Here is a 13280-nt window from a genome sequence, read left to right as displayed (position 1 = left end):
CCCCGGAGCCCTTTTCCGGGGGTTTGAGTTGTTCGGGCGCGTGATCTGAGCGTGGAACTCAACGTGTCAGCGGCTCCAATTTCCGAACACATTTCGGGGGTTTGGTTTTTGTCTTTGTCTTTGCCCGGAGGCATGTGCCGTCCCGGATATAGTAAGATGGGGTACGCACGTTACTTCCGGGAAAGGCGTCGTGAACCGTCGTAAGGAGGGAACTGCGTGAAACCAGGAGACCTGCGCCTCTTTGTCGCCGTGCCGATTCCGGAGGCAGTGCGCGGTCAGATCGCCCTTCGGCTCGGCGAACTGAAAAAAGCGGCCTCCTTCCGCAAATGGGTTCATCCCCGGGATTTGCATATCACGCTTCAATTCCTGGGCGAATGCAGCCCACGGACCTGTGAGCGGGTGAAGGAGCGGTTGGGGGAGATGGCCCCGACGCTGGATCCCTTTCGATTGAAGCTCGGTGATCTCGGCTTGTTCGGCAACCCTCGGAGCCCGAGGATCCTTTGGAGCGGGGTGGAGGGGGAACTGGAGGCCTTGGGCCGCCTTCAACGGGAAGTGGTGGGCCGGCTGTCCCCCCTCGGTTTTCCCGCGGAGACGCGCCCCTTCCGCCCGCATCTGACTTTGGCCAGGAACTGCCGGCAGCGGGATTTTTCCCTCCGGGAGCTGGAGGCGCTATGGATGGACGATTCCGTCCGGCCGGAATGGGAAGTGCACCGGATCGTCCTGTACCGTTCCCATCTTGGGAGGACGCCGATGTACGAACCGGTGGAGCTCTTTGGGCTGAAGAAGGATGGGGAAGACTAGAGAAGCGGTAGTATTCGTTTTCTGATTTCCCGGTGAAAGGGCGTCAATTTTTCGGTATGCTATGGTTGTAGGCCTTTCTTCGAAGGTGAGGCCGGGGGTGGTGACGACCCGGGAGAGCGGGATATGCGGCAGGGAGCACCGGATCTTGTGGTTATTGCCCGACGGCCTTGCTTATGCGTTTCGCGCCGGAATGTACGGCACCGGTTGCAAGAAAGAAGTGCGGCCCCTCCTCCGGCGCGAGTTATCTGAAACAGGTATTGTCACTCCTCTTTTTTCCAAAAAATGCGGAGTCTTCGAACGAGTTGGCAAAGGAGGCTGCCGGCAATGGGCACTCATTCTTTCAATCCATCGAAATCCTACGCCGAAGAGTTGGACCGGAATGATCCGCTGGGCCGTTTCCGACAGGAATTTTACCTCCCGGAGGGCCGAATCTACCTCGACGGCAACTCCCTCGGCCTCCTGTCCAGGCGGGCGGAACGCTCCCTGCAACAAGTAATCGCCGCCTGGCGGGATCTGGGGATCGACGGGTGGACTGAAGGGGAGCAACCCTGGTTCGATTTGTCCGAACGGTTGGGGGCGATGATGGCCCCCCTGGTGGGTGCCGATCCGGAAGAGGTGATCGTCACCGGGTCGACGACGGTCAACCTGCATCAGATGGTCGCCACCTTTTATCGTCCCCGGGGGAAGCGGACGAAGATCCTGGCGGATGTCCTCAATTTTCCCTCCGACATCTACGCCCTGCAGAGCCAGCTGCGGCTCCACGGGCTGGATCCGGAGGAACATCTGGTTCGCGTGCCGAGCCGGGACGGAAACACCCTTGATGAGGAAGAGATCATTGCGGCGATGACCGACGAGGTGGCGCTGATTCTCCTTCCATCCGTGCTCTACAGAAGCGGACAATTGCTGGATATCCCGCGCCTGGCCCGGGCGGCCCGGGTACGGGGCATTCCCATCGGTTTCGACCTGTGCCATTCCATCGGAGCCATCCCCCATGCGCTCAGCGAGTGGGAGGTGGACTTCGCCGTCTGGTGCACGTACAAGTATCTGAACAGCGGACCCGGGGGAACGGCCGGGCTGTTTGTGAACCGGAAGCATTTCGGTCGGCTTCCCGGGCTGGCCGGGTGGTTCGGCTCCGACAAGGCGAAGCAGTTCGACATGGAGCACCGGTTCACTCCGGCTCGAACGGCGGGGGCCTATCAAATCGGCACGCCGAACCTTTTGAGTACCGCCCCGCTGATCGGCTCCCTGGAGATGTTCGCGGAAGCGGGGATCGAACGGATTCGGGAGAAATCCCTCCGGCTGACCCGATATTTGATGGACTGGGCGGAAAAGGAGCTTTCGAAATACGGTTTTGCCCTGGGCAATCCGACGGAGGATCGCCGCCGGGGCGGCCATGTGGCCCTGATCCACGAAGAGGCGGTGCGGATTTGCAAAGCCCTGAAGGACGAAGGGGTCATCCCGGACTTCCGGGCTCCCGACGTGATCCGTCTGGCGCCCGTCGCTCTCTATACGTCCTTTGCCGACGTGTGGGAGGCGGTGCAGCGGTTGAGGAGAATTATGGAGGAAAAGAGCTATGAGCGCTATGAGAAAAAGCGGGGAGTGGTGGCCTGAGGAGGCGTGTGAATCGAAGAAAGGTGCCTGTTGATTTATATAAAATGGCGGGGGGACAAGCATCCCCGCCCTTTCAAGGGGACAAGGTTTACAAGCCCGGAAGAGCTGGGATTCGGCGGCTTCTCCCCTGCGAAGCAATGCAATTTTTTGGATGTAAAATTTTTTGTTTTTTTAAGCTCCTTCTATTTCCAAATCCGAATAAAAGTAGTATCATATAAATGTTCAGTATGATATGACTGGTGAGGTGGAAGAACGAGTGGATCCATTGGAAATAAGGGAAATCGGTGAAGTGATCCGCAAGGTGCGAAAAGAGCGGGGAATGCGCCTGGAGGATCTGGCTGACGAACATATTTCACCGGCGACCATCAGCAATATCGAGCGGGGCGTCCCCCACGTCAGCAAGGACAAGGTGAACTATGTCCTCGAAAAACTGGGGCTGTCGTTGGACCGGTTGCCGGAGATGATGACCGGGGAGCAGAAGAAACTGGAGGACATCCGGTTGCAGCTGGCCGCGGTGGAAAGTTTGATTGACGCGCAAGAAACCAAATTGGCCGCGGAGAAGTTGGAATCCTTGCAATTGGAAGATGACCACCCTTTTGCTCCCCATTTTCATCGCTTGCGAGGAAAGTATTTAATATACGAAAGAAAGTGGAACCGGGCGGAGAAAGCTTTGTCCAACGCCATCCGCTTGTGTGAGGGAAATTCCCAGGCGGAACGGATGAATGTTGAGTCGGACGCGTACAACTTGCTCAGTCTGAGCTGCTATTACCAGAACGACATGGCCAAAGCCGTCCACTACACGGATCAGGGGCTGGAAGCTTTCAACCCTGAGGGAGAACGAAAGCATGTAAAATATGTGCTCCTCCGGAACAAGGGGATCTATTTAGAGCGGATGGGTCGGGTGGTTCCGGCCCTGCGGATTGTGGACAAGGTGTGGCCCGAGCTGGGGAAAATTGATCAGACGGAAACCGTTCTCAGTTTCTACTGGCTGCGTTCCGAACTGCTGCGACGAGGCGGAGTGCTTGATGAAGCGATGAAATACGCCCAGGAAGGAATCGAATTTGCCCGCAAAAACTGGGTGTGGATCAGCCTCTTTGACCTTTGGACCGTTTTGGGCACGATCTATATGGATCGAAAAGATTACGAAAATGCCAAGGCGTGCTTTGATGTGGTGTTGTCTTTGCAGGACAAGTTTCCCGAGAAGGAATTGTTTATCACCACATATACCAGAATCGGAATCATGTATATGAATTTGAAAGAATGGGATCAGGCGAAGCCTTTTTTGGATGAGGCGATAAAAAAAGGTGAGTATATGAACGATGTTCCTCGCTTGACGATGGCTTTGACGGCCATGGGCGATTATTACCGGCTTCAGGGAAATAGCCGGGAGGCCCTTTCCTACTATCAACGGGTGGAGAAGTTGGCCAACAGACATAATTTGAAGGAAATGGAATACGAGGCATGGTTCCGGCTCAGTCAGTGCTGGAAAGATATCGACCAGGAGGAATTTCGACGTTGTACAGAGAAGATGTTTATAGTACAAGAAGAGCTTGATCGTCAAAAGGGAGGTGTAAGCCGTGAAATGGTTTAAACTCCTGTTTATAGCGGCCGCAGTCTTGTCCGTTGCCTGGGTGGGCTATGAGGCACAAGCGGCAGTTTCTGTCGCAGATGTAACTATTCAATCGAGCAACCCTGGTGCAGGTTGATAGCAGCATAGGAGTAAAAATGATATTATTAATATCGGCTGCCTGTTTTGAGGCAGCCCTTTTTTAAGCAAAATCACCGCTTCAGAATCCCGCAAATCGGGTCCGGCAACTTTCCCGACTGAGTCAAATCGTATTAGCGGTTGTTGCTGGATGATACTGTTTGGAAGGTCTGTACTGTGCTTGGTTTCACCATGTTTGCGATAGCGATGAGGGAATCCGTCTAGTTCAAACCAAAACTAATTTGATGTCTGAGTTTTTTCAAGGGCAGGGGCAGGCCGGACGGTCAGCCATACTCGATGCGTCTCCCATTTCAGCACAATCGGTTCCGGAGGTTCACGCCATGGGAAAGCGAAGCGGTCACGCCAGGCTCTTTTTTTATTCCCTCTTGGTGGCTTTATATTTTCTCACGCTTTTTTTTCCCTCAAGGGTCCTGCGGGATGCCTTCGGCCTTGTCGGCGTCATCTGCATCCTCTTGTCTTTTCCGGGGGCTGACCGGTTGTATCGGATGGCCGGTTTCCTCTTCTTGACGGCCGGGATCGGCATCGCTTGGTTGGAGGGGATCAGCCTGCAAAATGTGCCGGACCACTTGGCATCGCCCGTCATGCTGCTCGCCCTGTTGTTCGTTCTCCCCTTCTTTCAGAGTCTGATGAAGGTGGGAGCCTTCGAACGGACGCTGAACCGGATGCTGAGCGTTCGGGTCGATCACCTGGGAAAGCTTTATATCCGCGGCTCTCTCGTGAGCTATCTGTTGACGGTTTTTTTGTTTTTTGCGGCGATTCCGATCGCCCACGACCTGTTGAAACGGAATCTTGCCGGAATTTCTTCCTCCCTTCAAAAGAAGTTTTTGAGCCGCGCGATCCTGCGGGGATTTGCGCTGGGGACGGTGTGGAGTCCCTTGGAGGTGCTCATCGCCCTCGTGGCCGAAATGACCCGGGTCGATTATACGGCGATGCTTCCCTGGCTCCTCCTGTTTTCATTGGCGCTGTTGTTGGCCGACGGGGCGGCGGGCTATCGCTACCGTGCCGTTGAATGGGGCGGATGCGCCCGTGAGCCGGTAGGAGATGACCGGGATCGACGCCGGTTGATTCTGCTTCCGGCGGTGCTGGTGTTCTTTATGGGTTTCGTTTTGTTGGTGCAGAGCCTCTTGGAGATCCGCTTCTTTACCGCTGTGACGCTTGCGATGGTTCCGTACGCCGCCGTTTGGGCGGCGCTGCTCGGCCGCTTGAAGCGTTATGTGAAGCACAGCTACTCCACCTGGAAGCGTGAGACGCCGCGGATGCAGAACATGGTGCTCCTTTTTCTGTCCGTCGGATTTTTCAACGGAATGATTCAACAGTCGGCGGCCATGGACGGACTCCAAAGCCTGTTGCACCGGGTGGAAGACATGCCTCTTCTCCTGTTTCTGACCATCCAGCTGTTCATGCTGGGCATGACGTTCTTGGGAATCAGCACGCTCGTCACCTTAAGCCTGGTAGGGGTGTTCATTCAGCCCTTTCTCGAAAGCATCCATCCGTTGAGCTTGGCCGTGGTGCTGGTGACCTCCAGCGTCGCCCCGGACGTGGCCGGTCCCTACAACTCGACCGTCATGCTGATGAGTGAGCGGACGGGCATCAGTCCCTACCGCATTTCCCGCTGGAATCTGGGCTTTTCTCTGGTCTTCGGAGGGTTGGGAGCGGGGCTGGCTTACATGTTGTTGTGATTGGAGAGAAGTTCCGCGGAAAGACGGCAAATATCCTCTTCCGTACCGCAGCAAATTAGCAACGCCGCCCGGTAGAGGCGGCGTTGTTTGTCTTCTCCGAGGAATTGGGGAGGAGGTGAGAAACCCATTTCCCGTCGACCTTAGTCCACTCCCACCTGAACCACCTGCTGGAAGGTGGGACGGTTCATCCACTGCATGTCCGGGGCCGCGATCAGTCCGACGGGGCTCTGCTTGATGTTGTCCCGGGAGGAATCGTATTTCCAATCGTCGGGATCGGGGGAGCCGTATTTCTTCGTCAGGTCGTCGGCCGCTTTTCTCAGGGCCTGCCACAGTTTGGAGCGGCAGTCGGCCGGATCGCCTCCGCCGCAGTGGGTCTTGTGCCAGGGATCCCGGACGGACTCCCCGAGAACCTGGCGCAGGTCTTTGTGGACGTAGGCGTAGTATCCTTCCATGTAGGCGGAACCCTGGCCGCTTCGCGGCGAATCCTCCAGCTGGTTGGGCAGATGGGTCCCCTGGAGGGTCTCTCCGAAGATCGCTTCGACGAGAGTTTCGAAATAGGCGTCCCCGATCGCCACGGCCGCTGCGTGATCGTATTTCCCGTCCCGGGGATTGAAGTCGCGGCGGTGTCCCCCGGATTTCACCCATTCCGCAAGCCGGTCGCGCATCCGCTGCAGGACCGGATCACCTCCCGGGGCCTCGCTGCCCAGGACGCGCAGGACGAGGGGATACACCTCCTGTCCCTTCAGATCGACGGTGGCGGCGTCCATCACCAGGTTGACCATGTCGGAGCGGGTCAGCTTCTTCCCGGAGGCAATCGCTTTTTGGACCCGCTTTTCAAGGAAAAGGGAGCGGTGGATCGAACCGTAGTTGAAATTGGCGTCATTGGCCCGGAACTCCGGAGCCTGCTTGTTGTTCCAGTTGGCAAGATACCCTTGCGGCGGGTTGATCGCCTGGGGCTGCTCTTCCGGGCGAAGGAACTCGCCGGTCCAGTCGTATTCGCCCGTGCCCCAGCTGGGCAGATCGGGGTCGGTCCGCGGATCCCGGACCGGGCAGAGGCAGGTGTGCTTGTAGGCGATGTCCTTTTCGTCCGCGTAGAACCAGTTGAAGGAGTATTCGACGCCATCCATGGCCTTCAGGAAGGACCGGGCGCCGTCCTTCATGAATTGCGGGTTGTTCACCCGCTGAAACCCGATGGCGCTGGTCAGCTCCCGGCCGTAGGTGGACCTTTGGACGGTGACGGCGACGGGTTCCCCCTTGACGGTTCCCCGGGCCACCACCGGACCGTAGACCGTCCGCTCCACCCGGATGTCGAAAATGATGTTCTTCAGGGAGGGTTTATCCGGCATGCCGGCGAGGGTGGGTTTGGCGATCTGGCGGTGGGTGTAGACGTCCATCGGCCGGCATTTTCCTTTGTACCAGTAGTGCTTCGATTTCTTGGTGGGACGGCTGCCGTCCGGCTCGCACAGCTTGACCACCCACTGATCGACGTTGTCGGCGCCGGACGAGGTGGCCGACCAGGCATAGTTTTTCCCCCGCCCCAGCTGGACATAGAGGTTGGTTCCGGCGAAGGCCACGCCCCGGGCGTCGATTCCCGGACCGTGCACATCCATTTCCACCAGCAGTTGCGGGCTGAAATAGCCGGTTTGGGGTCCGAACACGGCGATGGGACGCCCGGCCGCGGTGTGCTTGTCGGCGACGAGCAGGGCGTTGCTGTTTCCCTTGGGCGGGTTGAGGCGGATGGGACCCTTCGGACCGTCGAGGATCATTTCGGGCTTGTCCAGCTGCTTGATGGCCTCATCCGCCGTTTCCGGGTCGAGCAGGGCCGTCGTTTCGGGGTCGATCCGCTGGTGGTTGTTGTAGGGGAAGGGTTTTTTCACCGTAACCGGCGCCTCCGCGTCGTTGGCGCTGCGGAAGTCTTCCCAGATGGCCCTCCCTTCCCTTTCCCCGTATTTTTGCTGCAGCCCCTGAAGGAAGGCGCCCGAGGCCACTTCATTCCCTCCGCCCATGCCGAAGATGCCGCCGACCAGGCTGGCGATGGCCACGATGTCCTCCGGAACAAACTTTTTCGGCACCTGCTGCAGGAGCGGATACTCGGCGGGCATCAGCCGCGGGTCCAGATACGCCTTTTTGATGTACGCGTTGACGCCCCGGATGTACGCCTGCGCGTCCAGGCAGGCCTGGGCCCCCTCGGGACCGGAGTCGCAAATGTCGTTCACCTGTTTCGTCAGCTCCGACTCCTTGTAGGGAGCCACCTTCAGCTGCGCCCGGTCCATCTCCTTGTTTCGCTCGCTCGCTCCGAGGAATTCGCTCACCCGTCCCCGGCCGAGGTGGCGCAGGACATCCATCAGGAACAGGCGGTCTTCGGCGGTGGCATAGCCGACGGCAAACATCGTCGCCTCCCGGGTTTCGCCGAAGATGTGGGGAACGCCGAATTCATCCCGCAAAATGGTGGCTCCCTTGGTGGGGGAGTAGGACCGTTCGATTTTCCCCTTCACGCCGAAGGAAGCGTCCTTGAAATACTTGGGCAGGTCCTCGTCGGAAATTCCCGGTGCGGCGTACACCAGGGAATTGTACATGTCCGTCTGGTCGTTGTAGTGCTTGGGATATTTCTTTGTCAGCTGGTAGAGGAGCATTTCCGCACCGTTGACCACGCCGTCCTGTCCCGGGGGCAGAATGTTCATAAACCCTCCCGGATCGCCGAAGTCCCGGTAGCGGGGATCCGGACTGGCGCCGGAGGCGGACGGAGAGTGGAGGGTCACGACCAAGACGAGGGTGATGAGGGCGGCGAGGAGCCGCCGGTTTCGTTTTCGGACCATCGAAGGAACCTCCTGTAAACGGGTTATTCAAAGGCACTGGTCCGGCTGGAGGGACGTCCTGGCGATGATTTTTGAAGGGTTTTCAAAAGATCGATCCTGGAGAGCGCATACGATATTTGAATATTCGACTTATTACTGTTAATTTTTATATTAACTGTATTTACATCTTCTGTAAACGATCCGTTGGCGGCATCCGCTCTCCGCCGACTGTGCCTGGAGGGCATCTTTTGATTCCGAAGGATTTTTTTATGCAAGAATAGAATAAAGTCCATGCCATCTTGACATCCTTTTCCACCGTGAAGTAAAATACCGATACGTACTGGTATTTACGGGGGGATGATCTTTTGGAGTCCCTGCTTTTTGCGAAACGAATGCCCAAGGACGCCCGTCAGAAATTGCTTTATGTGGCCCTGCGCCTGTTTACGGACAAGGGGTTTAAGGAGACCTCCATCCTGGAAATGGTGGAGGCGGCCCACGTTTCCAAAACGACGTTCTACAATTTTTTTCGCAGCAAAGAGGAATTGCTGGTCCAGCTGTTTGAACGGTTGGTCGACGAAGTGCTGGACGAGGTGAAAAAAGCCGCGGATCGGCAACAGAAGGTGTCCTACAAGGCCTTTTCCGGAATCCGCCGCTATATCGAGCTGTGCACCGATCGGGTGACGGTGGCGCGCCTGCTGTTGGTCGCCTCGGTGGGTGTCAGCCAAGAGGTGGAAGCGGTGAGGCGCAAAGCTCATCTCCGTTTTGCGGAACTGATTTACAGCATTGTGCGGGACGTGCTGTCCGGTACCGTTCCCGAGGAGGATCTGAAAATCGGAGCCCAAGCGATGGTGGGGGCGATCAACGAAGTGGTGATCCAGAACGTGATCACTTCGGAACAGGAAGTGGATCTCGACCGGTTGGCGCGGATGTTGAACCGGATGGTTGTGGGATCCTTCTCGGCCCTCGTGATGAAACAGCCCGCCAATTGAGCATCCCCCCGAAATGAACCGGTGCGATGGCAGGCTTCATCGGTTTGGAAATGTCGGAAGAAAGGGAAAATGCGCAGGTTTCCGCACGGGAGAAGGACGGCGACGGGCGGATGATGAGAAAAGGATGGTGAAAAGCGTTTTTCTCCGGTCGAAGGACCGGTTTGCCTCAAATTCATCACCCGAAAGGAGCGGGAAAATGGCCAATTATACGACAGCGGAAGTATTTCAGGAGATTGAAAAGCGGTTGAAGGAAAATCCGAAGCCGATCGAGGGAATGAAGGCCATCTACCAGTTTGATCTGTCCGGGGAGGACGGCGCCGTGTATCAACTCCATCTCGCGGACGGGGCGGCCAAAGTGGAGCAAGGGGAAGCGGCACCCGCCGATTGCACCATCCAGATGACCGCCGCCGATTTCAAAGACATGCTGCTCGGCAACCTGAATCCGACGGCGGCCTTCATGTCCGGCAAGCTGAAGGTGAAGGGGAACCTGGGACTGGCGATGAAACTGCAGAACGTATTGGGTCAATACGAACCTCCGCGGACGTGAGGACGACGGATTCGGCATTTTTTGATTTCTTCCACTCTCGGCAAAGCGTGAAGGGGAACAAACAGCCTCTCAAAAGACGGAAACTTCGGAACCCCCTGTGTTTCCGGAATAAAAATAAATTCGGAATGGTTGTGGGAGAAACCGTACGAGTTTACACCGACGGGAGGGTTTCGATGAAGCCCAAAAATCTGTTGGAGGCAGTGCAGCGAACCGTTGGGCGCTACCCCGACAAGCCGGCCCTCATGTGGAAAAGCGACGGGAAGTATCACAGCATGACCTATCGGGAGATGTGGCAACAGGTTCAGGATGCGGCCGCCGGGTTGGCCCGGTTGGGCATCGGAAGGGACGACAAGGTGGCCCTCATGTCGGAGAACAATCCCTGGTGGCCCATCACCGATTTGGCCATCCTGAGTCTGGGAGCGGTTACAGTTCCGGTCTACCCCACGCTGACTCCGGAGCAGGTGGCCTACATTCTGAAAAATGCCGAATGCAAAGCGATTGTCGTCGAAAATGAACATCAACTCAAGAAGGTGCGGGAAGGGGATGCGGAAGTTTCCAGCATCATCGTGATCCGTCCCGGGGACGGGTTTGCGCCCGGTGAAGGCATTCTCGACATGGCCGGTCTCCTGAAGGAGGGGAAATCCCATCCCCTGGAGGGGTGGGAGAAAGCCTTCGAGGAAATCGGACGGGACCGGATAGCGACGATCATCCACACATCGGGAACGACGGGGCCGCCCAAAGGGGTGATGCTCACCCACGGAAACTTCCTGTCCAACATGGAAGGCGTTCATTTCTGGGTGATCGAACTGAAACCCGAGGACGTCCTGCTCTCTTACCTTCCCTTATCCCATGTTTTCGAACGGATGGCCGGCCAATTTATGCCCCTGTATATCGGCACGACCATCGCCTACGCGGAGAGCATCGACAAGATCCAGGAGAACCTGCAGGAAGTGAAGCCGACGGTGATGACCAGCGTTCCCCGCCTCTTCGAAAAGGTGTATGAAAAGGTGCAGGAGCAAATCGAGTCGGGAACGCCCCTTCGGCGGAAAATTTTTGACTGGGCGGTCCGCGTCGGTATGAGGCGCTACGAGATTTATCTCAATGAATCCATCGACAAATTGCTCCTGGGGGATCCCATGCCTCCCGGCTTGCGCAGGCAGTGGAAACTGGCCAGGGCCCTCGTCTACAAAAAGGTGAAGGACGGTCTCGGCGGCCGCATCCGGGGCATGGTCTCGGGAGGAGCGCCCCTCAATCCGGAGATCGGGAAATTCTTCTGGGCCGTTGATGTTCCCATTTTGGAGGGTTACGGATTGACGGAGACGTCTCCGGTCATCGCCGCCAACCCGATGGTCCGTTCCAAGGTGGGAACCGTGGGCAAACCCCTGCCCAACGTGGAAGTGAAGATCGCCCCGGACGGGGAGATTCTGGTCCGCGGCCCCAGCGTGATGGTCGGCTACTACAAAAACGAAGAGGCGACCCGGGAGGCGATCTCCGAGGACGGCTGGTTCCACACGGGGGATCTGGGCGAACTGGACGAGGAGGGCTACCTGAAGATCGTCGACCGGAAGAAAAACATCCTGGTGCTTTCCACCGGGAAAAATGTGGCGCCGCAGCCGGTGGAGACGGCGATCAACGAAAGCCGCTACATCGAGATTTCGGCCCTAATCGGCAACAACCGCAAGTATGTCATCGTTCTGGTCGTTCCCCAGTTTGAAAACCTCCTGCCCTGGGCGAAGAAGAAGGGAATCGAGGGAGACCGGTCGGAAGTGGTCCGGCATCCCGAGGTTCAGCGGCTGATTCGGGAGGAAGTGGAAAGGGCCGTTCAAGGGTTTGCTCCCCACGAGCAGCCGAAAAAAGTGGTGATCATGGAACGGGAGTGGTCGGTGGAAACCGGCGAATTGACGCCGACCCTCAAGGTGCGGATGCGGGAGATCGAGAAGAAATATGCCGAACAGATCGAAAAAGCTTACAGCGAAGATGCCGGGGCGGCAAGAGAAGTGGCCGCAACGGCCGACTGAAAAGAGAACGGAGGGATGGAAGTGGGGGGAGAAAACTGTCGGCTTGAGATGCGGAAGCGGGTGGCGGTGATCACCATCGACCGGCCCCCGATGAACACCTTGAGCCGCGATACGCTCGCGGAAATCGGCACGATTTTGGACAAAATCGAGGGGGACGGGGAAGTCCGCGCCGTCGTTCTGACCGGGGCCGGGGAGAAGATGTTCTCCGCCGGGGCGGATGTGACGGAGTTTGCGGGCATGGCGGATCCCGAATCCGCCGAAGCCACCCTCAAGCGGATGCACGACCTGTTTAACCGGATCGAGCGCTTCCCCAAACCGATCATCGCCTGCCTCAACGGGCATGCCCTGGGCGGCGGAAACGAGCTGCAGATGGCCTGCCACCTGGCCGTCGCCGCCGACACCGCCGAGCTGGGACTGCCGGAGGTGCGCCTGGGGATCATGCCCGGTTACGGAGGGACCCAGCGGTTGGCCCGCCTGGTCGGCCGCCGGCGCGCCCTGGCGGTGATGTTGAGCGGGGAGCGCATTCCCGCCCAAACCGCCCTGGATTGGGGACTGGTCAACCGGGTGGTTCCCCGGGAGAAGGTCCTGGAGGAGGCGATAAAGTGGGCGGAGCAGCTGGCGGGAGGGCCGCCCCTCGCCATGAAGGGGATCCTGGATGCGGTCATCCGGGGGACCGATGCCGATCTGGAGCAGGGGCTGGCCATCGAGAGGGAAAACATGCTCTCGGTCATCCGGACGGAAGACGCCATCGAGGGCGTCACATCCTTCTTCCAGAAAAAGACCCCCAACTTCAAGGGGCGGTGATTGAGCCGTCTTTTACAGGGTTTGTCAAACGGAACGATATGGTGAAAAAGGAGTGCCTGAAACGGGGTGCTCCTTTATTATTGTGATAGCTTTAGTAATTCTATCATAATCGTTTATCGATATTTTAGTAGCTTTAACGTTTAAATTGGATTGCAATTTATAAAACAGGATTACAAGCTATTTCAAAAACATGATCTGCCAATGTAAAATGGAAGTATGAGTACGAGACATGAGCTGACAGACGAACAATGGGCTGTGATTGAGCCCCTGCTCCCCAAACCGAAACCAGGCCCCGGGCGTCCGCCCGCCG

At 57.5% G+C, this 13280-nt stretch carries 10 protein-coding genes; 9 read left to right on the top strand and 1 reads right to left on the bottom strand.

Going from position 1 to position 13280, the window contains the following annotated elements:
- Nucleotides 1-216: 216 nt before the first annotated feature.
- The 5 genes from thpR to CLV97_RS15140 all read left to right on the top strand — a co-directional run bounded on the left by thpR (nucleotide 217) and on the right by CLV97_RS15140 (nucleotide 5817).
- Complete coding sequence (gene thpR, locus CLV97_RS15155) at nucleotides 217-801, top strand: RNA 2',3'-cyclic phosphodiesterase (RefSeq protein ID WP_106346371.1); 585 nt, start codon at nucleotides 217-219, stop codon at nucleotides 799-801.
- A gap of 324 nt (nucleotides 802-1125) precedes the next feature.
- Nucleotides 1126-2412 carry a kynureninase gene (gene kynU, locus CLV97_RS15150; protein ID WP_106346370.1) on the top strand — a complete coding sequence of 429 codons (1287 nt, stop codon included), beginning with the start codon at nucleotides 1126-1128 and terminating at the stop codon, nucleotides 2410-2412.
- A gap of 256 nt (nucleotides 2413-2668) precedes the next feature.
- A complete protein-coding gene (locus CLV97_RS15145) occupies nucleotides 2669-4003 on the top strand; it encodes a tetratricopeptide repeat protein (protein ID WP_170070564.1) in 1335 nt (444 codons plus the stop codon).
- On the top strand, nucleotides 3990-4118 hold the full coding sequence (locus tag CLV97_RS18815) for a hypothetical protein (protein ID WP_281257618.1): 129 nt from the start codon (nucleotides 3990-3992) through the stop codon (nucleotides 4116-4118). Before CLV97_RS15145 ends, CLV97_RS18815 begins: the two co-directional genes overlap by 14 nt.
- A gap of 340 nt (nucleotides 4119-4458) precedes the next feature.
- Complete coding sequence (locus CLV97_RS15140; RefSeq protein WP_106346368.1) at nucleotides 4459-5817, top strand: hypothetical protein; 1359 nt, start codon at nucleotides 4459-4461, stop codon at nucleotides 5815-5817.
- A gap of 140 nt (nucleotides 5818-5957) precedes the next feature.
- Here the strand turns inward: CLV97_RS15140 and CLV97_RS15135 are convergent, their stop codons facing one another.
- Nucleotides 5958-8633, bottom strand: a complete 2676-nt coding sequence (locus CLV97_RS15135) for a penicillin acylase family protein (RefSeq protein WP_106346367.1) — start codon at nucleotides 8631-8633, stop codon at nucleotides 5958-5960.
- Nucleotides 8634-8977: 344 nt separating this feature from the next.
- Here CLV97_RS15135 and CLV97_RS15130 point away from each other — a divergent pair, with 344 nt between their 5' ends.
- The 4 genes from CLV97_RS15130 to CLV97_RS15115 all read left to right on the top strand — a co-directional run bounded on the left by CLV97_RS15130 (nucleotide 8978) and on the right by CLV97_RS15115 (nucleotide 12970).
- Nucleotides 8978-9601, top strand: a complete 624-nt coding sequence (locus CLV97_RS15130) for a TetR/AcrR family transcriptional regulator (RefSeq protein WP_106346366.1) — start codon at nucleotides 8978-8980, stop codon at nucleotides 9599-9601.
- A 196-nt stretch (nucleotides 9602-9797) separates the two neighbouring features.
- Nucleotides 9798-10148, top strand: a complete 351-nt coding sequence (locus CLV97_RS15125) for an SCP2 sterol-binding domain-containing protein (RefSeq protein ID WP_106346404.1) — start codon at nucleotides 9798-9800, stop codon at nucleotides 10146-10148.
- Nucleotides 10149-10321: 173 nt separating this feature from the next.
- A complete protein-coding gene (locus CLV97_RS15120) occupies nucleotides 10322-12166 on the top strand; it encodes an AMP-dependent synthetase/ligase (RefSeq protein ID WP_106346365.1) in 1845 nt (614 codons plus the stop codon).
- A gap of 15 nt (nucleotides 12167-12181) precedes the next feature.
- Nucleotides 12182-12970: an enoyl-CoA hydratase/isomerase family protein gene (locus CLV97_RS15115; protein WP_211295770.1), complete on the top strand. Its 789-nt coding sequence runs from the start codon at nucleotides 12182-12184 to the stop codon at nucleotides 12968-12970.
- The last annotated feature ends 310 nt before the right edge of the window (nucleotides 12971-13280 follow it).

It is taken from the genome of Planifilum fimeticola, from assembly GCF_003001905.1.
GTDB lineage: Bacteria > Bacillota > Bacilli > Thermoactinomycetales > DSM-44946 > Planifilum > Planifilum fimeticola.
Note: the sequence above shows the minus strand (reverse complement) of the source record. Positions and strands in the feature narration are given on the sequence as shown.